The sequence below is a fragment of the Pedobacter frigiditerrae genome (genome assembly GCF_032678705.1).
In the GTDB taxonomy this organism is placed as follows: domain Bacteria; phylum Bacteroidota; class Bacteroidia; order Sphingobacteriales; family Sphingobacteriaceae; genus Pedobacter; species Pedobacter frigiditerrae_A.
This window is the reverse complement of the sequence record NZ_JAVTSS010000001.1, coordinates 234,385-260,376: the sequence shown is the minus strand read 5'-3', so window position 1 is coordinate 260,376 and position 25,992 is coordinate 234,385. Positions and strand designations below refer to the sequence as shown.

The 25,992-nt window shown below is 36.5% G+C and carries 23 protein-coding genes; 4 read left to right on the top strand and 19 right to left on the bottom strand.

The window, feature by feature from the left end:
• Positions 1-60: 60 nt before the first annotated feature.
• The 8 genes from R2Q59_RS01120 to mraZ all read right to left on the bottom strand — a co-directional run bounded on the left by R2Q59_RS01120 (position 61) and on the right by mraZ (position 9,252).
• Complete coding sequence (locus R2Q59_RS01120; RefSeq protein ID WP_316782907.1) at positions 61-1,233, bottom strand: putative peptidoglycan glycosyltransferase FtsW; 1,173 nt, start codon at positions 1,231-1,233, stop codon at positions 61-63.
• A gap of 1 nt (position 1,234) precedes the next feature.
• Positions 1,235-2,578 carry a UDP-N-acetylmuramoyl-L-alanine--D-glutamate ligase gene (murD, locus tag R2Q59_RS01115; RefSeq protein WP_316782904.1) on the bottom strand — a complete coding sequence of 448 codons (1,344 nt, stop codon included), beginning with the start codon at positions 2,576-2,578 and terminating at the stop codon, positions 1,235-1,237.
• The gene (mraY, locus tag R2Q59_RS01110) at positions 2,579-3,826 is read right to left on the bottom strand and encodes a phospho-N-acetylmuramoyl-pentapeptide-transferase (RefSeq protein WP_316765180.1); all 1,248 of its coding nucleotides are present in this window, start codon (positions 3,824-3,826) and stop codon (positions 2,579-2,581) included.
• Positions 3,826-5,283, bottom strand: a complete 1,458-nt coding sequence (locus R2Q59_RS01105; protein ID WP_316782901.1) for a UDP-N-acetylmuramoyl-L-alanyl-D-glutamate--2,6-diaminopimelate ligase — start codon at positions 5,281-5,283, stop codon at positions 3,826-3,828. The genes mraY and R2Q59_RS01105 overlap by 1 nt, the downstream gene beginning before the upstream one ends.
• 83 nt (positions 5,284-5,366) lie before the next feature.
• Positions 5,367-7,472 (bottom strand): penicillin-binding protein, encoded by a 2,106-nt coding sequence (locus R2Q59_RS01100; protein ID WP_316782898.1) that lies wholly within the window; start codon positions 7,470-7,472, stop codon positions 5,367-5,369.
• Entirely contained in the window at positions 7,462-7,890 is a 429-nt protein-coding gene (locus R2Q59_RS01095) for an FtsL-like putative cell division protein (protein WP_316765177.1), read from the bottom strand. Before R2Q59_RS01095 ends, R2Q59_RS01100 begins: the two co-directional genes overlap by 11 nt.
• The gene (gene rsmH, locus R2Q59_RS01090; RefSeq protein WP_316782895.1) at positions 7,887-8,792 is read right to left on the bottom strand and encodes a 16S rRNA (cytosine(1402)-N(4))-methyltransferase RsmH; all 906 of its coding nucleotides are present in this window, start codon (positions 8,790-8,792) and stop codon (positions 7,887-7,889) included. Before rsmH ends, R2Q59_RS01095 begins: the two co-directional genes overlap by 4 nt.
• On the bottom strand, positions 8,782-9,252 hold the full coding sequence (mraZ, locus tag R2Q59_RS01085; protein ID WP_316765175.1) for a division/cell wall cluster transcriptional repressor MraZ: 471 nt from the start codon (positions 9,250-9,252) through the stop codon (positions 8,782-8,784). Before mraZ ends, rsmH begins: the two co-directional genes overlap by 11 nt.
• Positions 9,253-9,839: 587 nt before the next feature.
• On the opposite strand from mraZ, the gene R2Q59_RS01080 reads away from it, so the two are divergent.
• The gene (locus tag R2Q59_RS01080; protein ID WP_316782892.1) at positions 9,840-10,415 is read left to right on the top strand and encodes a transposase; all 576 of its coding nucleotides are present in this window, start codon (positions 9,840-9,842) and stop codon (positions 10,413-10,415) included.
• 188 nt (positions 10,416-10,603) lie between these two features.
• Here the strand turns inward: R2Q59_RS01080 and R2Q59_RS01075 are convergent, their stop codons facing one another.
• From R2Q59_RS01075 to R2Q59_RS01050, 6 genes are all read right to left on the bottom strand, one after another.
• A complete protein-coding gene (locus tag R2Q59_RS01075) occupies positions 10,604-11,794 on the bottom strand; it encodes a phosphoglycerate kinase (RefSeq protein ID WP_316765173.1) in 1,191 nt (396 codons plus the stop codon).
• A gap of 3 nt (positions 11,795-11,797) precedes the next feature.
• A complete protein-coding gene (locus R2Q59_RS01070; RefSeq protein WP_316765172.1) occupies positions 11,798-12,229 on the bottom strand; it encodes a GNAT family N-acetyltransferase in 432 nt (143 codons plus the stop codon).
• 55 nt (positions 12,230-12,284) lie between these two features.
• The gene (gene gap, locus R2Q59_RS01065; RefSeq protein WP_316782890.1) at positions 12,285-13,286 is read right to left on the bottom strand and encodes a type I glyceraldehyde-3-phosphate dehydrogenase; all 1,002 of its coding nucleotides are present in this window, start codon (positions 13,284-13,286) and stop codon (positions 12,285-12,287) included.
• A gap of 132 nt (positions 13,287-13,418) precedes the next feature.
• On the bottom strand, positions 13,419-14,543 hold the full coding sequence (locus R2Q59_RS01060; RefSeq protein ID WP_316782887.1) for an MraY family glycosyltransferase: 1,125 nt from the start codon (positions 14,541-14,543) through the stop codon (positions 13,419-13,421).
• Positions 14,544-14,596: 53 nt separating this feature from the next.
• Positions 14,597-15,349: a glycosyltransferase family 2 protein gene (locus R2Q59_RS01055; RefSeq protein WP_316782884.1), complete on the bottom strand. Its 753-nt coding sequence runs from the start codon at positions 15,347-15,349 to the stop codon at positions 14,597-14,599.
• A complete protein-coding gene (locus R2Q59_RS01050; protein WP_316782881.1) occupies positions 15,318-15,785 on the bottom strand; it encodes a hypothetical protein in 468 nt (155 codons plus the stop codon). The genes R2Q59_RS01055 and R2Q59_RS01050 overlap by 32 nt, the downstream gene beginning before the upstream one ends.
• A gap of 622 nt (positions 15,786-16,407) precedes the next feature.
• Here R2Q59_RS01050 and R2Q59_RS01045 point away from each other — a divergent pair.
• Positions 16,408-17,229, top strand: a complete 822-nt coding sequence (locus R2Q59_RS01045) for a hypothetical protein (protein WP_316782878.1) — start codon at positions 16,408-16,410, stop codon at positions 17,227-17,229.
• Between the two features lie 291 nt (positions 17,230-17,520).
• Here the strand turns inward: R2Q59_RS01045 and R2Q59_RS01040 are convergent, their stop codons facing one another.
• From R2Q59_RS01040 to R2Q59_RS01020, 5 genes are all read right to left on the bottom strand, one after another.
• Positions 17,521-17,892, bottom strand: a complete 372-nt coding sequence (locus R2Q59_RS01040; RefSeq protein WP_316782875.1) for a hypothetical protein — start codon at positions 17,890-17,892, stop codon at positions 17,521-17,523.
• Positions 17,893-18,201: 309 nt separating this feature from the next.
• Complete coding sequence (locus tag R2Q59_RS01035) at positions 18,202-18,645, bottom strand: hypothetical protein (RefSeq protein WP_316782871.1); 444 nt, start codon at positions 18,643-18,645, stop codon at positions 18,202-18,204.
• A gap of 316 nt (positions 18,646-18,961) precedes the next feature.
• Complete coding sequence (locus tag R2Q59_RS01030) at positions 18,962-19,492, bottom strand: hypothetical protein (RefSeq protein WP_316782868.1); 531 nt, start codon at positions 19,490-19,492, stop codon at positions 18,962-18,964.
• A 337-nt stretch (positions 19,493-19,829) separates the two neighbouring features.
• Positions 19,830-20,213, bottom strand: coding sequence for a hypothetical protein (locus tag R2Q59_RS01025; protein WP_316782866.1), 384 nt, complete (start codon positions 20,211-20,213; stop codon positions 19,830-19,832).
• Between the two features lie 1,957 nt (positions 20,214-22,170).
• The gene (locus tag R2Q59_RS01020) at positions 22,171-22,605 is read right to left on the bottom strand and encodes a hypothetical protein (protein ID WP_316782863.1); all 435 of its coding nucleotides are present in this window, start codon (positions 22,603-22,605) and stop codon (positions 22,171-22,173) included.
• Between the two features lie 176 nt (positions 22,606-22,781).
• On the opposite strand from R2Q59_RS01020, the gene R2Q59_RS01015 reads away from it, so the two are divergent.
• Together R2Q59_RS01015 and R2Q59_RS01010 are read left to right on the top strand one after the other, a co-directional pair.
• The gene (locus R2Q59_RS01015) at positions 22,782-23,582 is read left to right on the top strand and encodes a polysaccharide biosynthesis/export family protein (RefSeq protein ID WP_316782860.1); all 801 of its coding nucleotides are present in this window, start codon (positions 22,782-22,784) and stop codon (positions 23,580-23,582) included.
• Positions 23,582-25,975: a polysaccharide biosynthesis tyrosine autokinase gene (locus R2Q59_RS01010; protein ID WP_316782856.1), complete on the top strand. Its 2,394-nt coding sequence runs from the start codon at positions 23,582-23,584 to the stop codon at positions 25,973-25,975. The genes R2Q59_RS01015 and R2Q59_RS01010 overlap by 1 nt, the downstream gene beginning before the upstream one ends.
• Positions 25,976-25,992 lie beyond the last annotated feature (17 nt).

Below are 25,992 nucleotides of genomic sequence, written 5' to 3'. Positions count from 1 at the left end.
CGCAAAGTACGCGAAGAACTTTCCCCCTTCTGCCGTCAACCCTACATCCCTCTACCTTCACTAGGCCATCGCGGGAATTTCCCCTACAACAACCTTATCTTTTTTTGTATTGTATTCTTCAACATCTCGGCTTACACTTAAAATAATTCCAAATGCTATACTTGTAAATATCATTGATGTACCTCCCATACTAACTAGCGGCAATGGCACACCCGTTACTGGACCTAAACCAACTGCAACTGCCATGTTAGCAAATGCCTGTATAGTTAAGCTAAAACTCAAACCTGCCGCCAGCAGTGCGCCAAATGCCTTAGGACTTCGCGTTACAATCCGTACACATCGATAAAGTAAAACCAGGTATAACACCACAATCGCTAATCCGCCAACCGTACCATATTCTTCGATAATAATGGCAAAAATAAAATCAGAATAAGGGTGTGGTAAGAAGTTACGCTCGGTGCTATTCCCTGGGCCTTTACCAAATAATCCGCCAGTTGCCAAAGCTATTTTTGAATGGTCTGACTGGTATGTTTTATCAGAATGTTGCAATTCTGGGTGCATAAACGCATTGATACGAGATTTATAGGTTTCTTTTCTTGGCCCTAAAAAAACAACAAACATTAACAATACAATGCCACCAGCACAAACCATTGCAATTTGTTTAATACTGATACGACCAATGATTAATAACAGAATACTTACGCCAAATAACATCAACGCTGTTGACAAATTTGCCAATGCAATTAATATAAATACCACACAAACTGAGCCCATGATGGGAATGAATGAGTTTTTTACATCCTTAATGTTCTCTTGTTTTTTAGTTAACATCCTAGCTAAAAATGTAATCAAGGCTAGTTTTGCTAAATCGGAAGTTTGAAATGTTAATCCAATAACTGGAATTTTTACCCACCTTGATGCTTCATTGATGCTACTACCAAACATTAAAGTATAAAACAACAACGGAATAGTGATAATCATTAATATTTTAGAGATACCTGAATAGTATTTATAATCTAATAAATGCGCTATATAAATCATGGCAATACCTAAAAGCACAAAAATAATATGTTTATAAAGCAAATACTTTTCTACTGTAATCCCTTTTTTATAGGCAATTGCACCAGTTGCGCTATAAACCGCCATGATAGAAACTAGAGATAGCATGATAATAATCAGCCAAATCCATCTGTCTCCCTTGGTTCTTTCTAGAAGTGCGTTGATATTAAACATTTTATAATTCTTTTACTGCTGCTTTAAATTGATTGCCTCTATCCTCGTAATTTTTAAATAAATCGAAACTTGCACAAGCTGGAGATAACAATACCGTATTCCCTTTTTTCGCCAAATGATAAGCAACTTGCACTGCTTCATTCGCAGAAAATGTATTTACAATAATCTCTACATCATCCTCAAAAGCCTCATGGATACGTTTGTTGTCTTTGCCCATACACACAATGGCTTTAACTTTACTACGCACCAAATCCTTTAACATACTATAATCATTTCCCTTATCTACACCACCCAATATTAAAACTACTTCTGGTCCTACACTTTCTAATGCGTACCATGTAGAGTTAACATTTGTTGCCTTAGAATCGTTGATGTAAGTCACATCAGAGATTTTGGCTACAAACTCTAACCTATGCTCAATATTCTTAAAGTTACCCATGCTTTCGCGGATGGTCTCATTACGTAACTCTAATACTTTAGCTACTATGCCCGAAGCCATAGAGTTGTAAATGTTGTGCTTGCCTTGCAAGGCTAACTCTGAAATTGACATGGTTAATTGTTCTTTAGGGTGTGCGTTGATGTGTATGGTAGTATCTTCTAAATAAGCACCTTCCTCTATTTTCTTACGGATAGAAAAAGGATATTGTTTAGCGGCAATTTTCGTTTTAGCTAATAATTTGGTTGTTTCTTCATCATCTGCGCAGTAAATGAAAAAGTCATTAGCGGTTTGGTTCTGTACGATGCGCATTTTTGATGCAGCATAATTTTCTAATTTGTAATCGTAACGGTCTAAATGGTCTGGTGTAATGTTTAAAAGCACAGCTATATCTGCCTTAAAATCAAACATATCATCTAGCATAAAGCTTGATATTTCTAACACGTACCATTCAAATTCCTCGGTAGCTACTTGAGCGGCAAAACTCTGACCTATATTTCCGCCTAGACCAACATTAACACCTGCATTTTTTAAGATGTGATAAGTTAACATTGTAGTAGTCGATTTACCATTTGAACCTGTAATGCAAATAGTTTTGGCCTTAGTATATCTTTTAGCAAACTCAATTTCAGAGATTACTGGAATGTTCTTTTTTGCTAGTGCTTTAACAATTGGTGCTGTAGAAGGAATACCTGGACTTTTAATGACCTCATTAGCATTTAGTATTAACTCATCTGTATGTTGTTTTTCTTCAAAAGAGATGTTTAACTCTTGCAAAGCAGATTTATAACGGTCGGCAATGCCACCAAAATCTGATACAAAAACATCAAAACCTTGTTTTTGTGCCAGCATTGCTGCACCCACTCCGCTTTCGCCTGCTCCAAGAATTACTACTCTTTTTGCTTCCATTTAGCGTAGTTTTAAGGTTACAAATGTGATGATTGCCAGCATAATGCCTATAATCCAGAAACGAGTTACAATTTTTGCTTCGTGGTAACCTTTTTTCTGATAATGGTGGTGCAATGGCGACATTAGGAAAATTCTTCTGCCTTCGCCAAAACGTTTTTTAGTGTATTTAAAATAACTTACCTGAAGTGTTACTGATAAAACTTCAATCAAGAAAACACCGCATAAAATTGGTATCAACAACTCTTTGCGAATCATGATGGCAAACACGGCGATGATACCACCAATTGTTAAACTTCCAGTATCGCCCATAAAAATTTGAGCTGGATAGGAATTATACCAAAGAAAACCAACGCAAGCACCTACAAATGCACCCGCAAAAATGATTAACTCACCAGAATTAGGGATATACATGATATTCAGGTAATCGGCAATGACTGTGTTACCAGAAACATATGCCAAAATACCAAGTGTTATACCAATAATAGCCGATGTGCCTGTTGCCAAACCATCGATACCATCTGTTAAGTTTGCACCATTTGAAACTGCCGTAACGATAGTTATTACGAAAAACAAGAAAACAATGAATGCATATTTTTCATAGCCAGGCCCTAAAAACTTAAGTACTTTGGCATAATCAAACTCATTGTTCTTGTAAAAAGGAACATTGGTTTTAGTAGATTTTACATCTTGAGTATAGTAAAACTTACTTTCTTTCTGCCTTAATACCATTGGTGCTTTATTTGCAGAAACCACTGTATCATCAACTGTTTGTCTTACTACAATATTAGGGTGGAAATACATAGTTAAGCCAACAATAATCGCTAAACCAACTTGACCAACAACTTTAAAACGGCCAGCCAAACCTTCCTTGTTTTTTTTGAAAACCTTGATATAATCATCTAAAAAGCCTACAGCTCCCATCCACACTGTGGTAATAATCATCAGGATTACGTATACATTTGTAATGTTTGCGAATAATAAAGTTGGAATTAGAATACCTAACAAGATGATGATACCACCCATTGTAGGTGTACCCTGTTTTTGCATTTGTCCTTCTAATCCTAGATTTCTAACTGGCTCTCCAACTTGTTTGCTGTGCAAATAATCAATTAATCTACGACCATAAACCGTAGTAATTATTAGAGAAAGTACAATAGAAAGTGATGACCTAAAAGTTAAGTATTGGAACAACCTTAATCCAGGAAAATCATAGTGCTTATGCAGATATTCGAATAATAAATATAACATTAGTTGATTAGGTTTAGTTGTTCGGTTAATACTTCTTTATCATCAAAATGATGCCTAACACCATTAATTTCTTGATATTTCTCATGTCCTTTGCCAGCAACCAGGATAATATCTCCAGGTTTAGCAATATGACAAGCTGTTTTAATTGCTTCTTTTCTATCTAAAATGCTCAAGGTTTTTCTTTGGTTAGTTGGAGAAACTCCTTTTTCCATTTCGGCAATTATTTCTTGCGGATTTTCAGTTCTAGGATTATCAGAGGTAAGGATTACTTTATCGCTCCAATCGCTAGCAACTTGCGCCATTATCGGGCGTTTAGTTTTATCTCTATCACCACCGCAACCTAAAACCGTAATTACCTGCTCTGTTCCTTTTCTGATGTTGGCAATGGTGCTCAATACATTTTGAACTGCATCTGGTGTATGCGCATAATCAACTATCCCGATAATGCCTTGTTTTGAAACCGTATAATCAAATCTTCCTTCAGCTCCTGCTAAAGTGCTTAAGATGGTCAATACATTTAATTTATCTTCGCCCAATAAAATGGCAGTACCGTAAGCGGCTAATAAATTATAAGCATTAAAAGAGCCAACCATTTTAAAGAAAACATCAATATCATCAACGTTTAAGTTTAAACCGCTGAATTTATTCTCGATGATTTTTGCCTTAAAATCTGCCATTTGTTTTAAAGCATAAGTCTTTTTACTTGCCTTGGTATTTTGCAACATCACCATTCCATTTTTATCATCGGCATTTGTTAAGGCGAATGAAGATTTTGGCAGATTATCAAAAAACTCTTTTTTAGCTTTTAAATAGCTATCGAATGTTTTATGGAAATCTAAATGGTCGTGTGTAATATTAGAGAATACCCCTCCAGCAAATGTTAATCCCGCAATGCGATGTTGAACCACTGCATGAGAGCTTACCTCCATGAAACCATACTCACATTTCGCTTTTACCATATCTTGCAATAAAGAATTTAAGGCAATTGGATTTGGCGTAGTATGAGTTGCAGGAATTATTTCATCGTTTATGTGATTTTGGACCGTTGAAATTAAGCCAACATTGTAACCTAATTCACGAAACAATTGAAATAAAAGCGTAGCAATGGTAGTTTTTCCGTTAGTGCCTGTAATTCCAATTAACTTCAATTTTGAAGAAGGATTGCCATAAAAATTACTAGCTACAATTCCTAAAGCAACAGAAGAGTTTTGAACTTCTACATAAGTAACATCTTCAACTAAAGTAGCTGGCAAAGTCTCGCAAATGATTACAGTTGCACCTGCATCAATAGTTTGGTCAATATATTGATGACCATCAACCACTGTTCCCTTAACAGCAAAAAATAACGTATCTGGTTTTACCTGACGCGAATCAAAAGCCAAAACAGCAACCTCTTGATTAGGCTTGCCCGTTAAGCTTTTAATTGATACACCGTAAAGTAAATCTTGTAATTGCATTTTTATTTAATTTTGAATGAATGAATTTTGAATAATTGAATATTTGCAACATTCCTTCATTCCATAAATCCTTTATTCTATTATTAATTCAACTCTATTTCTACTAATAATCCTTTACCAATTCTACTTCCTGGCAAAATCGATTGGTTGATTACTTTGCCACTTCCTTTAACTCTCGCTTTTAAACCAGCATTACCCACTAAATACATGGCATCTTTTAAACCCATGCCTTTAATATTTGGCATTACTCCTTTGGTAGGCGTACTTTCTTCGTACGCTATGCCATTACTGGTATCGGCAGAGTTAAAATATTCTGATTTTGCTGCATAAAGTGCCTTAATGCCAAAAGCATTATACACTTGTTTGGTGGCCTTGCTTTGTCCAGCTTTAGCTTCTGGTGCAGTTGTATTGCCAACCATATTTTGTTTTACGCTGTTATACATAGTCACATCACTAGCATAAATACGGTCTGCGATTTTTCTAAACACTGGCCCAGAAACCAACGCCCCATAATACTCGCCGATAGGGTCGTTAATTACCACAATCATAGAATATTTAGGCTTCTCTGCTGGGAAATAACCTACAAAAGATGCTTGATATTGCTTTTTGGCTTTATAACCTAAATTATCATCAGCAACCTGAGCAGTACCTGTCTTGCCCGCAATGTTATACAAAGGATTATATACAATCAGTTTACCACTACCATTTAAAACTACACCCTCTAGCATGCTTTTAATTTTGCTTAAGGTTTCATCAGAGCATATTTTATCGTTAATAACACGTGCTTTAAATTGTTCTATTGGATTGCCTAGTCTTCTAATTTCCTTTACAAAAATTGGTGCTAAATATTTCCCATTGTTAGCCACTGCATTATAAAACGATAGCAATTTTAATGGCGTTAATTGCATTTCATAACCATAAGCCATTTGTGGCAGGGTCATATTTTTATTCCAACTTTTATTGGTTTTAGGATTTTTAACAACTGGTTGCGCCTCTCCACTAATCTGCAATTTCATTTTTTCATTCAGGTGCCAATCATATAAGTGATTTGTAAACCTTATTGGGTCGTTACCATAATGTTTATTAATAAGTTGAGCAACTGCTGAATTTGAAGACTGTTCAAAAGCTTTTTTTACCGTTACAGTACCAACACTTCCGTGAGAATCTTTTATCGTATGACCACCTGGCAACCTGTAATTCTCAGTTCCAATTAATGTATTGGTATCAACCATTTTATCCTCCAACAAAGCCATATAAGACGCTAACTTGAAAGTAGAACCAGGATCTTGATTACCTGCAATAGCATAGTTAAAGTTCTCTTTATAAACTCCTTCTTCAACCCTGGTATAATTAGCAACGGCTCTCACTTCGCCTGTGGCAACTTCCATTACAATTACAGCTCCGTGATGCGCTTTACTTCTAATTAAACCCTCTTTCAGCGCACTCTGGGCTAAATCTTGCATGTTGATATCAATTGTTGAGATGATATCAGCCCCATCCTTAGGTGCAACTTCAGCTTCATTATTTACCGGAATCCAAACCCCACCGCTAATTCTTTGCATGATTTGTTTACCGCTCTCTCCGTTAATGTAATTTCCGTAAGCACCTTCTAAACCAACTGGATTTTTTACATTCTCATTTAAATAACCTATCGTCCTTTGAGCTAGATCCTTAAATGGCAAAATGCGTTTATTTTGTTGAATGGCCATTAAACCACCAGTATATTTGCCGATATTAAATAGGGGGAATTTTCTAATGATTTTTAAATCCTGATAAGTAACCTTGCGTTTAATTAACACGTATCGAGAACTATCTTGTCTCGCCTTGCGTAAAAATCTTGAGTAATCCTTCGCACTTTTATCTCCAAAAAATTGAGATAATTTCATTGCTAAAGAATCTACCTTCGTATCAAAAACTTCTTTTTTCTGAATTCCACCCGCCAACATATCCATTCTCAGCTCATACTCAGGAACAGAAGTAGCCAACAAACTGCCATCAACAGAATAAATATTTCCTCTGGCTGCTTCAATGTCAAATTCTTTGGTAGAAAGGCTATCAGCCATTGCCTTCCATTTATGACCTTGGATAAACTGAACATCGCCTAAGCGTAACAAAACAGCAAAGGCGAATAGCACAATTAACCCGAAGGCTAAGTACACACGCAGTAATATATTTGCTCTAATGTTCATTGTTACTTACAATTATTTTTTTTGGTGGTTCTACTAACGCTTTTAAACCTAAAGTATCAACCTTTGCCTCTACTTCAGTTTGTTTGCTTTTGAACATCAAATCGGCTTTCAACGATTTGTATTCCCAGCTTAATTCTTTTACTTCTTTATTTAATCTATCTATATCTCGTATATTTTTAACCGCCATGTGGCTATTGGCGATGTAAATCATCCCCAACACACATAAGAAAATTAAATAAGGCAACACTCCTGTCGCCGATTCTTTGCTTACTACGCCTTCCGTAAACAACTTTCTGAAAAAAGCAGTTGCAGCTCCATCTTCTTTAGGCACTTTCGGTTCTTCAGGCGTTTCTAATTCCCTTTGAGCCTGCAATTCTTCTTCTTGCTCCTCTAATCTTTTTCTGAATTGGTTGTTCATATCCTCTCTCCAACTCTTAATTTTGCGCTTCTAGCACGGCTATTTCTAGCCAACTCCTCTTCATCAGCAATAACAGCTTTTCTTGTTATTGATTTAAAGGGTTTTTGCTCATTTCCAAAAAAGTCTTTCTCTACCTCGCCTCTAAATTTTCCTTTGGCGATAAAATTTTTAACTGGCCTATCTTCTAATGAATGATAAGACATCACCACTAAACGACCACCTGGCTTTAAAACCGCAGCTGTTTGTTCTAAAAAACTCTCTAAAACCTCTATTTCTGCATTCACCTCTATACGCAAAGCCTGAAAAACCTGCGCCATGTATTTATTCTCTTTTCCTTTCGGGATGTGAGCCGCAATCATTGCTTTAAAATCAGCCAGCGTCACTATTGGCTTATTTATACGCGAAGCCACAATAGTTGCCGCTAAAGATTTGGCATTTTTTACCTCACCATAAATACCAAAGATTTTATGTAATTTATCTTCAGCATAAGTATTTAAAACAATTGAAGCAGTCAAAGGACGATGTTTATCCATCCTCATGTCTAAATCTGCATCAAAACGAATAGAAAACCCACGACTAGGCTCGTTAAATTGATGAGAAGAAACGCCTAAATCTGCTAAAATTCCATCTACTGCTTTATAACCCAGCAAACGCAAGTTATTTTTTAGGAAGCCGAAATTTTGGTCGACAAAAACAAAACGAGGGTCATCAATTTTATTTCTTTGCGCATCAGGGTCTTGGTCGAAGGCAATTAATACGCCATCCTTACCCAAATTTTTTAATATCTCTTTTGAATGACCGCCGCCGCCAAAAGTAACATCAACATATACGCCGGAAGGATTGATATTTAGTCCATCAATACATTCTTGCAACAGGACAGGAACATGATAATTATCTTCCATCTTCTTCTCTCCTATTTTTATTCCCCATCACTTCTTCCGCTAGATTTGCGAAATTATCTGGCTCATTATCTAACAAATCATCATAAGCAGCCTTATCCCAAACTTCTATTTTATCAAATTGACAAGCTAAAACCACATCTCCATTGATGCCCGCAAACTCTAACAAAGACTTTGGCAAAAGCACCCTGCCAGAAGCATCTAAGCTCAACTCTGTTGCGCCTCGAGTAAAAAAGCGAATAAATTCCCTCGTTTTTTTCTCGTATTGATTAAGCTTACTTAACTCAGCGACAATATCTTGGTAAACTTTTTTAGGATAAATAACCAAGTGTTTTTCGAAACCACGATTCACGACTAAGCCGTCTTGCTCTACACTAGGCAATTGTTTTTTTAGATTCGAAGGCACCATCAAGCGTCCCTTCGCATCTAACTTACAATCAAATTCTCCTATTAGCTGAATCATTTTACCACCAACACTTTTTATGTAGTGTAAAAATAAATACTTCTACCACAAATCCCCACATTCTACCACAAAAAGTTTTCAACATATTATAAATCTCCATTTTGTCCCACTTTTACTCTTTTTTTGATGAAATTTTGGTGGGAGGAGAAAGCGGGACTGTCATCCGATGAATATGATAGACTGTTAAAGGTTTCATCGGATGACTACTTTGAAATCACCTTTAGTTATCTAGTTAGTCATCCGATGAGATTTGCAGGGACCTTATACTCATCGGATGACTGAGCAAATTTTGTCATCCGACGAATATGATAGACTATGAACGGTTTCATCGGATGACTACTTTGAAATCACCTTTAGTTATCTAGTTAGTCGTCCGATGAGATTTGCAGGGAGCAGATACTCATCGGACGACGGAGTAAACTATGTCATCCGATGAATATAATAGACTATGAACGGTTTCATCGGATGACTACTTTGAAATCACCTTTAGTTATCTAGTTAGTCGTCCGATGAGATTTGCAGGAAGCAGATACTCATCGGATGATATATTTTGATTTAGAGAGATTTATCCTTATCATTATTTACCTATGGAATTTATTGAAGACAGCATCTATCATATTTATAATAGAGGCAACAACAAGCAGCAAATATTTTTTACTGATGAAAATTACTTATTCTTCCTAAAAAAGGTAAGAAGTGAACTCATTCAACACTGTGAAATCTTATCTTACTGCCTAATGCCGAATCATTTCCATTTTATTGTTTTGGCTAAAAGCAAGGAAGATGGAAGAATAAGAGATTTAAATAGTGCGATTGGCATACTCCTCCGCTCTTATACAAGGGCAATGCAAAAACAAGAGAATTTTAAGGGCTCTCTTTTTCAACAAAAGACAAAAGCAAAAAAATTGGCTGGGAATGCAAATGAAACGGTAAGCTATTTATCAATTTGCGCTCATTATATACATCAAAACCCACAAAATGCAGGGCTTGTAAACAGCTTGAAAGATTGGGCATACTCTTCTTACCTTGATTATGCAGGAATAAGAAATGGGACCCTGTGTAATCAGGAATTATTTTATGCTTTCGCAGGTGTAGACAAAGAGCAATTTTTAATCGAGAGCGAGAATTTTGTATCTGAAAAACTTGAAAAGGATTTATTTTAACAGTCGTCCGATGAGATTTGCAGGGAGTATATACTCATCGGATGACAGAGCAAATTTTGTCATCCGATGAATATGACAGACTATGAACAGTTCATCGGACGACTACTTTGAAATCACCTTTAGTTATCTAGTTAGTCGTCCGATGAGATTTGCAGGGAGCATATACTCATCGGATGACTAAGTCTTTTCTAACTCATAATCGCCTTTACACCAGGCAATTCTTTACCTTCCATGTATTCTAATAATGCTCCACCACCGGTAGAAACATAGCTTACTTCATCTTCTAAACCAAATTTTGCAATAGCCGCAGCAGAATCACCACCGCCAATTAAAGAAAAAGCACCGTCTTTTGTGGCCGCAACAACAGCATCTGCAACCGCTCTTGTTCCTTGCTCAAAGTTTGCCATTTCAAAAACACCCATCGGACCGTTCCATAAAAGGGTTTTAGAGTTTTTGATGGTTTCAGCAAATAATTCAGCTGTTTTTGAACCAATATCCAAGCCCATCCAATCAGCAGGGATTTTTCCAGTATCTACTTGGTCTTTTGATGCTTCATTATCAAATTTATCAGCTATTACCGTATCTAACGGAAGGATTAAATTAACTCCTTTTGCTTTTGCTTTATCTAACAACTCTAAACAAAGCGCCATTCTATCTTCTTCTAAAAGTGATGTTCCTATTTCTCCACCTTGTGCTTTAGCAAAAGTGTAAGCCATTCCGCCTCCAATAATTAAATTATCAACCTTATCTAATAGACTTTCGATTAATAAAATTTTATCTGACACCTTTGCGCCACCCATAATTGCAGTAAAAGGTTTTGCTGCACCGTGATTTACTTTTTCTGCATTTTTCAATTCCTCAGCCATCAAATAACCGAAATATTTAGCATCAGGGAAAAATTGCGCCACGATGGTTGTAGAAGCGTGAGCACGATGAGCGGTGCCAAATGCATCATTCACATAAACATTTCCCAATTTCGATAATGCTTCAGCAAATTTCACATCGCCTTTTTCTTCTTCTGGATGAAAACGAAGATTCTCCAATAAAAGCACTTCTCCAGCTAAAAGATTGTTTGCTTTACTTTCTGCATCTTCTCCAATGCAATCTTCTGCAAATTTCACCGTTAAATCTAACATTTTAGATAAATCAGCTAAGATGTGTTTTAAAGAATATTTTTCTTCTGGACCACCTTTTGGTCTACCTAAATGCGACATTAAAACCACCGAGCCACCATCATTTAATATTTTATTAATTGTTGGCAATGCAGCACGCATTCTTTTATCATCTGTAATATTGAAATCCTTATCTAAGGGTACATTAAAATCTACCCTTATTAATGCTTTTTTATCCTTAAAATTTAATTGGTCTATTGTGTTCATATTTTAGTATAAGTTTAAAATCATTTCATAATGTGGTCCTACGCCTGCTATTTCAAATTCTTCAGAAACTAAATCAAAACCAAGTTTTTCATAAAATTTAACGGCCGAAGTCCTAGCGTTACACCATATATATTGTGCGTTTGTTTTTTTAATGTATTCTACAGCAAATTGCACCAATTGTTTACCATAACCTTTGCCTAAAAAAGGAGTATCAGTTGCCATTCCACGTAATTGATAACCCAATTCTGCCTTATCTTTATAATTCTTAGGAAAAAAAGAAGCTATCGTGGCAATCTCATCACCTACATAAAAAGCCAAATGAAATGCTCCTTCCACATTATCTGTCGGAAAAACACATTCTTCCAACGGCATCCCATTCCTTAAAATTTTACTTCGAAGGCCTAGTGTTAGTTCTGTAGGGATAAATTTAATCATTTTCGTAGTATTAAGTAGCGAGTATCAAGTATCGAGTATCGAGAGATGTTTCAAATCAAATTTTCGCATCTAATTTCTCTATTTTTTCTACTAAATCTACTAATCTATTAGAATAACCAGATTCATTATCATACCAACCCACTACTTTTACCAAATCGCCTACAATAGAGGTGAGTTGCGCATCAAATATACAAGAATGTGTGTTATTGATGATATCAACTGATACAATTGGGTCTTCTGTATATTCAATTATTGAACCATAAGCTCCATCAGCAGCTTTTTTAAAGGCTTTATTGATCTCTTCGATGGTGGTTTTACTTTTTAATAGGCAAGTAAAATCGGTCAACGAACCATTTAAAACGGGAACACGAATACCTGCACCTCCTAGTCGCCCTTCTAAATGAGGGAAAATATTGGTAATCGCCTTAGCGGCTCCTGTAGTGGTAGGAATAATTGAAGAGGATGCCGCTCTTGCCCTACGCAAATCGTTGTGTGGTGAATCATGCAGGTTTTGATCGCCCGTCATGGAGTGAATTGTGGTGATATAACCTTCTTCTACCCCCCAATTATCATCTAAAATTTTCACCATTGGCGCTACATTATTTGTAGTACAAGATGCGTTTGATAAAATTGGAGCAGTTAAATCTATTTCATTATCATTTACGCCTATTACTACCATTGGTGTTTCTTTATCAGTAGCTGGGGCAGATATTAATACTTGTTTTGCACCAGCAGATAAATGCAATGATGCTTTTTCAGAATTGGCAAATTTTCCAGTAGATTCTATGACTAAATCTATCTCCAATGCTTTCCAAGGTAGCTGACTAGGGTCTTTATGAGATACCACTTTGATTCTTTTCCCATCGACTATTAAAAAATCATCTTCGTGTGTGACTGTACCTTGGTAAACACCATGAACCGAATCATATTTAAAAAGATGAGCGAGTGTTGCTGGAGCGGTCAAATCGTTTATAGCGATTACATTTATTTGGCGGTTCATTGCTGTACGTAAGAAAGTACGACCAATTCTACCAAAACCATTTATAGCGATGTTCATTTGGCAAAACTAGCTATATTCTTTTAAAATATGTTAGGGAGTTAAATAAGTTGATAGTTAATGGACAATAGTTAATAGCCAAGTTTAGTAGAATCAGATAGAATTTTTTACTGAAAAAAAAACGATTCACGTCTAATCATTAGTAGGCCTAAAAGTATCTTTAAAAACCACATCAATTAATCTGTAGTTTGAATTATCCTTTTTTCCAATCGAATAGGTGATTACTGCATTAAACAATACACAGATGGTTATTAAGAGAGAAATTAAGGAGAAGTTACCAATATCTTGCAATGCCACTGCCAAGAAAATCATACAAATACCAAAAAATGTCAGACAAAAAACAATCTTGTTTGAACTGAAGCCTAATCGTTGTAAGCGATGGTGAACATGGTTACGGTCACCTTTAAAAGGAGGTTTTCTGTGGAGTATTCTAATAAAAAATATCCTTAGTGAATCAAAAATGGGCACCATTAAAACAGCAACGGCGATAGATGGCGCAGAGTAAAAATAAGGACTGGGTTTTGAACCGATCTTATTAAGCTCAATAAATTTGATGGCTAAAACAACAGCAACCAAACCAATAATTAAGGCTCCAGTATCACCCATGAAAATTTTAGCTGGCGAATAATTAAACATTAAAAAACCAAATACCGAACCAAACATCGCAAATGCTATAAATGCATAGGCATAGGCGCCAGCTATAGCGAAAAATACACCAAAACTTAATGTAGCCAAAGCACCGAGTGTTCCTGCTAGCCCATCTACTCCGTCTATTAGGTTAAATGCATTATTTACAAAGATGATTACAGCGATAGAAAATAGGCTTGCTCCTATAATATTTACATCCCACATAAAAAAAACGCCATAAAAGCTGGTTAATCTGAAATCTCCAGCAACAACCAATATAATGGCTACAACGATCTGCAATAGAAATTTTGTACCAGGATTAACCCCATACAAATCGTCTTTTAAGCCTAATGCAAAAAGAATTATACAAGATGTGAGCAAAAAATTAGCTTGTTTATAATCAACCATTGCAGCAAACAATAAGGTGGTTATTGTAAAGCTGCAAAAAATTGCTACCCCACCCAATCTAGAAATATGTAATCGATGGGATTTTCTATAACCATCTGCCCTATCAAATAAACGATACTTGATTGCAGTAAAAATAACAGATGGGATACCAGCTATAGATAAAAGAAAAGATAAGCCGACAATGGCGATATAATAAATTAAATGTCCTTTTAATAAATCCACGTTAATTATTAACTGTTACGAATGGGTACAATAGCTATTGGCAGTTAAATTAGTTAATTTTTATGTAAATATTGAGGTATTTTACTTAATTTTTTAAATAATAGTGTTATTAATGGATGGGGAATTGCATTTCTTCTCATTGCCCTATAATCATTCTTTAAAGCTAAGTATCTTTGCTTTGAAGAACTATTACTTACCCCGCCAGCTCGCATATTCACAAAAAGATAATCTAGGAATACAGCCTTTATCTTAAAGCGATAAAGAAATCTGATCATCAACTCATAATCTGCAGCAGTACCAAAATCAAGAGAGTAATTTCCATACTTTTCAAAAAGTTCTTTTTTGGCATAAAATGTTGGGTGAGCAGGCATCCATCCCGTTTCAATATCCCTCCTAACAAACTGTTTTGACTGCCAAATTCTACTGATTTTATCAGTGTTTTCAGCAGCTACATAATTTAGATTTCCGTAAACAGCATCCGCCTGTTGACTATCGAAACATTTCACAATCTCAGCTATTACCTCAACTGAGGCCAGCATGTCATCAGCATTTAACAACCCTACTATTTCGCCAGTGGCAATTTTAAGGCCTTTATTTAGGGCATCGTAAATACCCTTGTCTTTTTCTGAAACGAAATGCGTGATTTTACTACTGTATTTATCTATTTTCGATAAAGTACCATCCGTAGAAGCCCCATCGATAACAATATACTCTATGTCTTGGTAAGTTTGGTTGATTACCGATTCGATACAATCCTGTATATATTTTTCGGCATTATAAACTACTGTGATTATACTTACTTTCATTAACAAGGCGTAGATTTTTATTCCAGTAGAGGAATATTGCAATTGTAAAGATAAATAATGCAGGGATATAATCATCAATAGGACAATTATTATACAAATGACCATAAACCCCAGTTTTATAAATCGTTGTTGTGGTTCCACCTGCTCCATCTCCATAATAAACTGTACAAGGCGGCCCTAGGTCATCTAAACATTCAGACCCACTTTGATCGGTGTAGCCAGCCAAACCACTTACACCCAAACCAGTAAATTTAGTATGATTATTAGGGCTTATTTCTGTTAAATAAACTCTTTGAGTACTCCCTGCCAATACGTGGCAACCAAAAAAGTCAACTGCATAAACTTTAGCAGAATTTAGAACTGCAAAAAACAGTACAACAGATAGAAATGTGCGTAAAAAACTGTCAATAGGAATGATAAATAAAAACTTTTTCATGAGCTTAGATTTATCAGGATTACTGAACTTATGAAAAAAGAATTGAAGAATGCAATATTTATTTCGATTAATAATCAGGAGTTAATTTATTGTTGCTGAAGGAAAAAAAATGTTTGGAGAGTTAAAGCGTTGAGCAGTTGGCGAGCAATCGTTGAGCTTTTCGTTGCTCGTTGTTAGTTTAACGGCAGACGAAAAACGATGGATGTTTATAGTTGTGAAGAGGGTTAGGGTTTAGAGGTTAGAGTTAAAGTGTAATTCGAAAACGATGATCGAAAAACGATTAGTTGCGGAGGCGTTGTTCGTTGCTCGTTGTTCGCTTAAGGGCTGACGAAGGACGATAGACGAAAAACGTTTTGCTTTGAGCGTTGATCACTATGCGCTGCTCGTGTTATCTTCGAGAGACGGTCTGTTTTTTGCTATTTATAAGCAGAATGGACGAGTGAATGTAGAGCAAGGCACGAATGATTAAGGTAGGAACCTAAAAGCAAAGGTGCACAAAAGGTGGACTTGACGTGGACTTGAGGTGGACTTGATGTGGAGTTGATTTTTTGATTTTGGGATTTTCGGTAACTTTTATTACTTTTAAGTAATCAATCCCTTGATTACGCTAATATAATAAATTATGGCCATACAAAAAGGGATTATTCAGTTAAGTGGGAAATTAGTAGATCTGATTTTTTATCAAAGAAAAAACAAAACGGTAGTTCGGAGAGTTAAAAAAGACGGAACTTTATACAAACGCTCTGAAGGCAGCATACAAAGTGGAAAAGACTTTGGTGAAGCCAGCAAAAACGCAAGGTACATTCGTAAAGCATTTGCTCCATTAGTTGAAAAATATGCTGATGACGACATTGTTAATCGATTAAACATAAAATTGATTGATGTATTCAAAACAATTCCAATTGAAAACAGAGGCAGCAAAAAACTTGTTGACGGGAATATATCCTTACTAAAGGGTTTTGAGTTTAATAGACATACTTGTTTAGACAGACTTTATTACTCCCCTCCTATGGTTACGATAAAGCCAAACGGCAAATTAAGCTTAATATTAACCGAAGGAGAAATGGATTCTCTATTTGCTAAAAACAAGAAATTCCCAAATGTTTGTTTAAACTTAATGGTTTTTGGCTTTGACTTAAATGGAGATGACTATGAAATATTTAGGGTTAATGAATTACGATTACCTTTAGATGAAGTCTTTGCTGGCGGAAATATCACTGATCTTCAAACTAATCAAACGGGAGAAAGGGTTTTGCTCATTGCCCTTGGCGCCCATTACTCGAATGGCTCTTCCAGAAGCTACGACAGGAAAAAATATGCTTGTCAAATTATCAATGCCTATCATTTAAAAGATGGTGTAATTATTCCATTTAATACCACTCCTGCTGAGGTAAAATCTATAGATGAAGAGGAAGATACTGGGTTGGATTGGGAGATAGGATAAGCGGTGAGTTGTGAAGTTGTGGAGTTGGTGAGTTGTTCGCTAAACGGCAGACGAAAGACGATTAGTGTGGAGAGGTTTAGGGTTTAGGGGTTAGATTGAAAGACGACAGACGAAGGACGATGGACGTTTAGAGTTGTGAAGAGGGTTAGGGTTTAGAGGTTAGGTTGAAGTGTAATTCGAAACGATGAACGAAAGAAGAAAAACGAAAAACGGTAGGTTGCGGAAAGGTTTAGAGGTTAGAGTTGAGGGGTTAGATTGAAAGACAGACGATGGACGAAAAACCACAAACAATTAGGTTTTAACATATATTTTCTTTCTGGCAATGTAATAAGCTCCAGTACCAGCAGCTATTAGCGTTAATATGGGTAGGTAATCGTCTAATGGGCAAGCGACCATAGTAAAAGTTCCAGAAATTCCCCCCGTCATATAATTACCACTTAGGCAAAGACCGGTAAGTCCACTTAAAAAACCAATACATACTTGACATGGCGAACCACTAGTAGGAGTCCAACTACAATAGTTAGACGAAAGCCCAGTAGACACATTTGAAGAATATCCGCCAAGCAGACCTGTAGGTGTATAGACCCTATTATCTGGCAACAGGCACCCCGTTGCAGACCCCTGCGAAAATGTTGATGTTGTAAGCAAAGAAAAATACATCATTAGCCCAAGCTTTAGGCATTTTACAAATTTGCTGTCTAATCCTTCAATTTTAACAAAAAATGTAAGATGAAAGAATCTATAGTAGCCAAATATGAATTTTGAGAGCTTCATACAAATGGGGATTTGTATGAAGTTACTATCAACTGTTACAAGAATGGTCGTTCTTTTTGTTCAAGTATGCTTGGACTGACGGTTAGTGGGTTAGCTGGTTTATGGTTTAGGGTTTAGAATGGTTAGTTGGCGAGGCGCTTAGTTTGTAAAATAACCCTTGTTTAGGTTTATGGCTGTTAGGATTTAAGATACTAAGAGTTATAGATTATTTGATGGAAGAATATTTGTTTTTCTTTTATTGATTTGATAAAAGGCCAGACATGTCATTGCGAGAATTAGCACAGGAATATAATCATCTAAGGGTGTTAAACAGGGTTTGTAACCGCTAGTGGTGTAAGCATACGAGCCATTGCCCAAGAAGGTATTGCCATCGGCACTGTATAAATAACAAGCAGTTGAAGTTTTCACTAAGTCAGACTTTGCGATAACACCACAAGGCTGACTGTTTCCATTGTTATTTACGTAAGTAATTGGAACTCCATTATAGCCGCGAGTTTGAGGGTTGCCTTGATTATACGGGTTTTTTATCCCTAAATCATTTGGGTAGAGTTGCGTATCGTTATTAACCAAACAGCCAGTTTCTGCTTTAACTATTGAAAAGTTTAATAATAATAGAATTATAGGGTATAATTTTTTTCTCATTAGCGCTAATTGCTTTTTGCAAATAGCTTACGTAAAAAAGAATGGTGTGGTTTTGATATCGAGGCCAATATTAAGATAACTTACATCATCCGATTAGTAATAAATCGACCTGAAATTCTCATAGAACGAAAGATGCAACGATCAGTCAATCATTGAAAACTAATTTTAGGCGGGTGGCACACCATCCGATAGGCGAAATGAGATAAGCACCACTAATCCCAATGGATGACTGAGATAATGGAATTGCTTAGTTAAATCTGTCGAAAAATTACGTTTCTGCATTAAAACATCGGTCGATGGAGAAAAGGATTTAAAGCTAAGCTTTACTTAAAAGGCTAGGTTTTCTTAAACTTATATAATAAAATCCGAATAAGCTAACCACTAGACTTAAAATAGGAGTATAATCATCTAGAGGTACGTTGCAATATGTGGGATTATTATAGTTGAAGGTAGCGTATTTACCATTTCCGTTAACATTACCATTTCCAGCGGCAGCTAATGACGGTCCTAAAACACAACTATTATCAGCTCCTTGTGATGTAATTTCATTTTGAGCAGGAATAGTTACGTTCGCTCCATACGGAGGGATGCTACTATCGTAATAGGAACCTGCAGGATATACATTGACCTTTCCGCATTGATACCTATTTGAGTTATTAGTATTTAAATCAATAGAAGCGCCATTCGTTTTATATACTCTTACCATATTGTTTACGTCCCCGTAATAAGGCGCCATACCTAAATAATCAGTATAAATTGCACTACCAATATTACACCCACTTCCAGAAGTTTGTGCAAATAGAGAACTAGAGATGAAAGCTAAAAAAACTAAAAATTTAAATTTCATAGGGATTAATACTTCACTTAACTCAATTTTAACACCATTTAGCTAAGGCATCTGTCATAGAAATATCATTAGAAGTTTAAACATCTTTTATTTGCCGTAGAAGAAATAAAAAGACATTAAACAATTGAACAAAATGAACAAGCTTTTTTTACTAAAGAAATAGCAGTGAGCAATATTGAGGAATAATATTCACGCTTCTCCTATTATATTCCCCAATATTCCCCAAACTTTATATGGATTGATTATTGTTGAATTTGTTATGGTGTAGTATGAGAAAAAAGGTGGTTGATGGACGCTTGTTAAGTAGGCTAATTAGGCTAGGTTAAAAGCTGAGCAATTAAATTAGATTAAATTTATTTTTGCCCCGTAAATAGAACAGGCCTAATCCAGAAATTGAAAGGATTAATAAAGGAATGTAATCATCTAAGGGGCAAGGAACAGTTGTAAAGCTATATACTTCATAAGGGAAACCACCACCAGTACCTATCCTACATCTATCCCCTGTATTAGATAAATTGGTGGCATGATTAATGGACCCATCTTCGCTCGGGCAAGCTATAATCATCGCATCTGGATTCGTATATCTCCTATTATTTGTACCACTGTAAGTACCATAATATAACGTTCCGGTTGTAGGACTACCTACAAGGCAACCTTCTGTTTGCGCTATTAAATTTACTGAAAAGAACAAACAACACAAAAGCAATAATCCTTTTTTCATATTGGGGAGTAATACGAGCTTGTTGGCAAGATTAATGCCATATTCTAAAAAGCTCTAATATACAATATTGTGTTAAAACACTGTAGGGCTTGATCTTTTTTTGTAATAAAAAATGACAAATGGCTTATTATTGGAGAGGGTTGAGTTGGGGAGGCGGCTTGGGGGTTAGTTGTTGAGTTGTAGAGGCGGTGAGTTGGTGAGTTGTGAAGATGGTTAGGGTTGAGAGGGTTAGAGGTTAGGTGTTTTAGTCGTTGAGTTGCAAAAGTGGTTAGCGTTGACTTATTTAGCTGTTGCAGCAACACTTCCCTCCCCTGTCCTATCGAACGAGCTTTTCGCGAGGAGATATCTTCGAGTTAGAGTCAGCGTATCAAATCTAGATAATTTTTGTGGAGCTGGTAAGGTGAGTTGTGAAGTTGATGAGGGGGTTAGGTTGAGAGGGGTTAGAGCTTAGGAGATTTATTGATCGCTTAATAGTCGTCCGATGAAAATGTTAGGTAGGCCATTCATCGGATGACAATAAAACCACTCCTGTCATCCGATGAGTATAAAGCACCCTGCAAGTCTCATCGGACGACTAAATGAGGGGAATATGTGGGTGAGTTGTGGAGGTGGTGAGCTGTGAGACGGTTAGAGTTGAGAGGGTTAGGGGGTAGTTTGTTTTAGTCTTTGAGTTTCAAATGTGGTTAGCGTTGACTTATTGAGCTGTTGCAGCAACACTTCCCTACCCCGTCCTATCGAACGAGCTTTTCGCGAGGAGATATCTTCGAGCTAGATTCTGCGTAGTAAATCTAGATAGTTTTTGTGGTTTTGGTGAGTTGTGAAGATGGTTAGGGTTGAGAGGGTTAGAGGTTAGGTGTTTTAGTCGTTGAGTTGCAAAAGTGGTTAGCGTTGACTTATTGAGCTTTTGCAGCACACTTCCCTCCCCCGTCCTATCGAACGAGCTTTTCGCGAGGAGATATCTTCGAGCTAGATTCTGCGTAGTAAATTAGATAGTTTTTGTGGTTTTGGTGAGTTGATGAGGCGGTTAGGGTTGAGAGGGTTAGAGCTTAGGAGATTTTATTGATCGCTTAATAGTCGTCCGATGAAAATGTTAGGTAGGCTATATTCATCGGATGACAATAATACCTCTCCTGTCATCCGATGAGCATAAAGCACCCTGCTAGAAAGTAGCCCCTTTGGGGCAAGGTTAATCGAATGACTAAATAAGGGAATATATGGTGAGTTGTGGAGGTGGTGAGCTGTGAGGCGATTAGGGTTGAGAGGGTTAGAGGTTAGGTTGTTTTAGTCTTTATTTGCAAAGGTGTTTAGCGTTGACTTATTGAGCTGTTGCAGCAACTCTTCCCTCCCCCGTCCTATCGAACGAGCTTTTCGCGAGGAGATATCTTCGAGCTAGATTCTGCGTAGTAAATTAGATAGTTTTTGTGGAGTTAGTGAGGGGGTGAGGTGTGGAGTTGATGAGACGGTTAGGGTTGAGAGGGTTAGAGGTTAGGTTGTTTTAGTCTTTGATTTGCAAAGGTGTTCAGCGTTGACTTATTGAGCTATTGCAGCAACACTTCCCTCCCCCGTCCTATCGAACGAGCTTTTCGCGAGGAGATATCTTCGAGCTAGATTCTGCGTAGTAAATCTAGGTAGTTTTTGTAGTTTTGCTGAGCTGTGAGACGGTTAGGGTTTAGATGGTTAGGGTTAGGGCAAGATCTAGTTGACTGGGTCGTTCTATAGCATTACAATGTGATTTCTACCGAGTTTACTTCGAGAAGCTACCATTGATGCTTTTAGTTAGTATATTATAAAACAATTTAATAAAAAGCTTTGTCATTCCGAGGAACGAGGAATCTCATTTGAGAGATCCTTCACTGCGTTCTGGATGACAAATTCCGTTAAATTTAACGTCATTTATAGTACTTTTTTAAAATAAACCCTTAGGTAAGATGTAACGCAATAATCGCGTAGCCTACATTCATCGGTTCAAAGGAAATAACTTATTCTTTTTCCGCAGATAGAAAAATCCGAAGCCACCTGCAGCAAGAATTAAAAACGGAATGTAATCATCGATTGGGCAAAGCGCAATTCTATAGCTAACAATTCTACCTGTTCCACCTGCGCCGAAAGCACCAATATAGCAGATTGTATTTGTGCTGGAAATAACTTGAGCATATTGTGTGCTCGTGGTAGATCCTTGTGGGCAGTTACTTTGGATGGGGGTAAACCAAGTTACTATATTAAGTTGAAAGACTTGATTCCCTTGCTGACAACCATTTTGTTGAGCATAACTAAGTATTGGCAACAATAAAATAGAAATGATTAATGATAAACAAACTCTTCCATTGTTCAAATACCCAATTCTTCTTTCGATTGAAATAAAAGAAGATAAAATTAAATTAATACGTAACATACCTAATCTAATTAAAGAGAGCGGTTGTTTGTATTTTAATTCGTTGGTAGAACGTTAATTAAGATGCTTGCTATTATAAGGACAAATAAATGATTATAATGTTTAACTTTTTTTAAGCATTTTTAAACTGTATTTTTGATACAAGATTAGCACACCTTCACAGCTTTGCTTTAATTATGCACAGAAACTCTATCTTAAATTATTTTTTTGCCGGTCTATTTATCTTATTGCTTTCTGCTTGTGGGGCTCGCAAAGAGCGTACACTCTTTAATGCAGCTACCGATGTAGTAACAGACACCATTAAACAGGTGTATGTAGTAAATGACCAAGGTCCTGGAGAGATGTATTATAAGATCAAGGTAAATGACTTATTAGCGGTCCGTAATTTACAAGACCGAGAGTTTGGTGCTAAAAGCTCAACTGCATCAGCTACAACAGCAACAGTTGGTACAAATGTTACTTCTTATCAAGTAGATGCAGAAGGGAACGTAAATTTGCCAGCTATTGGCAAAGTGGCTGTACTTGCTTTAACGAGAAAAGAAATTGCTAACAAGTTGCAACTACTCTATGGCGAAAAATTGTTGGTTGATCCGATTATCGAAGTTACCGTGGTTAATGTTAAAGTAACTTTATTGGGCGAATTTAACAAACAAGGCAATTTTCTCTTAGAAAGAGACAATACCACCTTAATAGATATTTTAGGAGAAGCTGGAGGAATTAATACTAAAACAGCAGATCCTAAGACCTTAAAAATCATTAGGGGCGATCGCAGTAATCCTGAAATTATATATGTAAATTTAAACGACATCAATAGTTTATCTAGTAAAAAATTGATTTTGCAAAACAACGATCTTATTTTGTTACAACCAACCAAAAGCAGTGCATTGAGTGAAAAACTGCAAGGCATTAACAATATGATACAGCCCGTTCTTGTTTTACTAAATGTTGCCTTGTTAATCTTTACCATTTCTAAGTAATGAGCGCTCCAGAAAATATGCCCAGCCCAAAATCTATTAGACAGGATATAGATTTTTACAAGATATTTAAGGTTTTTTTTAGTCGCTGGTACTGGATAGTTGGCTGTGTGCTTATCGCATTGATCATTGCTAAAATTAACTTGGCTTATACCGTGCCCACCTATCAAAGTTTTGGTCAGCTAAAGTTACAAGAGAGTAACCCTACGGTTAACACTGCTGCGGCAGCTTCTTCACAAGTATACAATTATACCGACAAAATACAAGCGGAAGGTTTTGTGATCAGGAGTAATAGTGTTATTCTGAAAGCAATAGAGAGTTTAGATTATAAAATTTCCTACTACTTACAAGGCACCATTAGGAAAAGTGAATTGTATCCAAATAAGCCATTTGAAATTGAAATCCTCAAACAAGATTCTATCAATTTTGCCCGAAATGAATATTTTGTTGAACCGATCAACGCTACAAAATTCACAATAGCCAATAGCGAAAAAGGTACTAAAACCACTTACAATTACGGTAGTGAGATTCATTTGGGAGAGATGATTTTCAAAATCAACACAACGATTCCAGACGCTGGAAACTTCAGCTTTAAGTTTAATAGTAAGGAAGATTTCTTAGGCCGTGCCAATGTAAGCACCAATGAAGCAGCGAAATACACCAATGTGATGTCCTTAACTTTTACCGACAATAACCCTGGCTTTGCTACGGATATGTTAAATGCGGTGATGAAATCGTACATCGCCCATGATATTACAGAAAAAAGGCGCTCTGCTCGACAAACTGTGGCATTTATTGATCAACAGTTAGGATTTTCTAATAAAAAAGCGGATACAGCTGGTGCAAATTTTGCTGATTATAAGGTTAGGAATAAGATTGTTGATTTAAGCGCTAGCAGTCAGACGAATTTTGGCAAATTAAGTACGTTTGAAACTCAAAAAACGGAATTAAACTTAGCAATGATTGGCATTAAACAATTAGAGGAACAACTGAACGCCAATCGTGATAAAATAACCATCAACCTTAATTTAGAGGGAGAGATGAGCGGCACTTTAAATGCACTCATCGGACAACTTAATACGTTAATTGCCGAACGCCAAAAGAAGCTGATTGATTTTAAAGCAAATTCGCAACCCATACAAGATATAGATCAACAAATTTCTGGTTTAAAGAACTCTATTAGAACCAATATCAGTTCTTTAAAGGAGAGAAACCAAAAAAACATCAAATTTATTGATAGCCAAATTGCGTTGATTAATCAAAATCAGAGTACCTTACCAGGAAAGGAAAAGGACTTTGTGCGTTACCAAAGTAATTTTGAGGTGAGCAATAAGGTGTTGACCTATTTATCTGAAAGAAAATTAGAATCTGAATTAAATGAGGCTGCCATTGTTCCAGGTGCAGCTATTGTTAACCTAGCCTCTTATGCTAGTCCAATTACTTCAAACCCTAATAGTGTTTATTCTTTTGCGGCCATGATGGGGCTTTCAGTAGGCATTGGCTTGATCTTATTGGTTCGTTTCCTTAACCCATACATTTACGACAAGGAAACTGTAGAATCATTAACTAATACCCCTATTATTGGCGTGATCAGGAAGTTCCCAGATTTTATCGATAAAGATAGCAGACAAGCACTTTCTTTAACGAAACCAAAATCTGTATTTGCAGAATCGGTGCGTTCTGTGCGGACTAACTTGAGCTTTTTGGCCGCCAACAAAAAAAGCAAGACCATTTGTATAACCTCAGAAGTATCTGGAGAAGGGAAATCTTTCGTAACGGTTAATTTAGCCAGTACTTTGGCGCTCATCGACAAAAAAGTTATTTTAATAGCGGCCGATTTGCGTAAATCAAAATTACATAGGGCTTTTGGTAACGATAATAAAAAAGGTTTGAGCAATTACTTGTCAGGACAATCTACTTTAGAAGATATCATCTCTCATGACGAAATGCATGGCTTAGATTTTATTCCATCGGGTCCGGTTCCTCCAAATCCTTCAGAATTATTGCATACTGAGTCGATGAAAAAATTATTAGAGATCTTGGCACCACAATATGACTATGTGTTGGTGGATACTGCTCCGGTAGGTTTGGTTTCTGACGCTATCCCATTGATCCGTCAGTCTGATGTGAACTTATTTGTAATCAGGTCTGGTAAATCTCAATTTAGGGCCGCAGCAATTCCAGAGCGGTTATCTAGGGAATATGGACTCAGTAACCTTGCAATTGTATTAAATGCATTCGGCGATGATGCACTTCACTCTAATTATTATACAACCGATTACTCAAGAGGTGGTGGTAACAGTACCTATTATTATTCAGATTATTCTGGCTATTCTGGCGCTGGGTACTATGATAATGATCCAAAGAAGTGGTGGGAGTTTTGGAAGAAGAAGTAGTGTATTGGGTTAGAGGT

Excerpts from the sequence above, each read along its gene's own strand:
- R2Q59_RS01105 (WP_316782901.1), bottom strand. The coding sequence starts at position 5,283 with ATGCAATTACAAGATTTACTTTACGGTGTATCAATTAAAAGCTTAACG.
- gap (WP_316782890.1), bottom strand. The coding sequence starts at position 13,286 with ATGAACATCGCTATAAATGGTTTTGGTAGAATTGGTCGTACTTTCTTA.
- R2Q59_RS01015 (WP_316782860.1), top strand. The coding sequence starts at position 22,782 with ATGCACAGAAACTCTATCTTAAATTATTTTTTTGCCGGTCTATTTATC.
- R2Q59_RS01095 (WP_316765177.1), bottom strand. The coding sequence starts at position 7,890 with ATGAACAACCAATTCAGAAAAAGATTAGAGGAGCAAGAAGAAGAATTG.
- R2Q59_RS01050 (WP_316782881.1), bottom strand. The coding sequence starts at position 15,785 with ATGAAAAAGTTTTTATTTATCATTCCTATTGACAGTTTTTTACGCACA.
- R2Q59_RS01030 (WP_316782868.1), bottom strand. The coding sequence starts at position 19,492 with ATGAAATTTAAATTTTTAGTTTTTTTAGCTTTCATCTCTAGTTCTCTA.
- rsmH (WP_316782895.1), bottom strand. The coding sequence starts at position 8,792 with ATGGAAGATAATTATCATGTTCCTGTCCTGTTGCAAGAATGTATTGAT.
- R2Q59_RS01010 (WP_316782856.1), top strand. The coding sequence starts at position 23,582 with ATGAGCGCTCCAGAAAATATGCCCAGCCCAAAATCTATTAGACAGGAT.
- R2Q59_RS01055 (WP_316782884.1), bottom strand. The coding sequence starts at position 15,349 with ATGAAAGTAAGTATAATCACAGTAGTTTATAATGCCGAAAAATATATA.
- R2Q59_RS01020 (WP_316782863.1), bottom strand. The coding sequence starts at position 22,605 with ATGTTACGTATTAATTTAATTTTATCTTCTTTTATTTCAATCGAAAGA.
- R2Q59_RS01080 (WP_316782892.1), top strand. The coding sequence starts at position 9,840 with ATGGAATTTATTGAAGACAGCATCTATCATATTTATAATAGAGGCAAC.
- R2Q59_RS01070 (WP_316765172.1), bottom strand. The coding sequence starts at position 12,229 with ATGATTAAATTTATCCCTACAGAACTAACACTAGGCCTTCGAAGTAAA.
- R2Q59_RS01045 (WP_316782878.1), top strand. The coding sequence starts at position 16,408 with ATGGCCATACAAAAAGGGATTATTCAGTTAAGTGGGAAATTAGTAGAT.
- murD (WP_316782904.1), bottom strand. The coding sequence starts at position 2,578 with ATGGAAGCAAAAAGAGTAGTAATTCTTGGAGCAGGCGAAAGCGGAGTG.
- R2Q59_RS01100 (WP_316782898.1), bottom strand. The coding sequence starts at position 7,472 with ATGAACATTAGAGCAAATATATTACTGCGTGTGTACTTAGCCTTCGGG.
- R2Q59_RS01035 (WP_316782871.1), bottom strand. The coding sequence starts at position 18,645 with ATGAGAAAAAAATTATACCCTATAATTCTATTATTATTAAACTTTTCA.
- R2Q59_RS01040 (WP_316782875.1), bottom strand. The coding sequence starts at position 17,892 with ATGATGTATTTTTCTTTGCTTACAACATCAACATTTTCGCAGGGGTCT.
- mraZ (WP_316765175.1), bottom strand. The coding sequence starts at position 9,252 with ATGATTCAGCTAATAGGAGAATTTGATTGTAAGTTAGATGCGAAGGGA.
- R2Q59_RS01025 (WP_316782866.1), bottom strand. The coding sequence starts at position 20,213 with ATGAAAAAAGGATTATTGCTTTTGTGTTGTTTGTTCTTTTCAGTAAAT.
- R2Q59_RS01120 (WP_316782907.1), bottom strand. The coding sequence starts at position 1,233 with ATGTTTAATATCAACGCACTTCTAGAAAGAACCAAGGGAGACAGATGG.
- mraY (WP_316765180.1), bottom strand. The coding sequence starts at position 3,826 with ATGTTATATTTATTATTCGAATATCTGCATAAGCACTATGATTTTCCT.
- R2Q59_RS01075 (WP_316765173.1), bottom strand. The coding sequence starts at position 11,794 with ATGAACACAATAGACCAATTAAATTTTAAGGATAAAAAAGCATTAATA.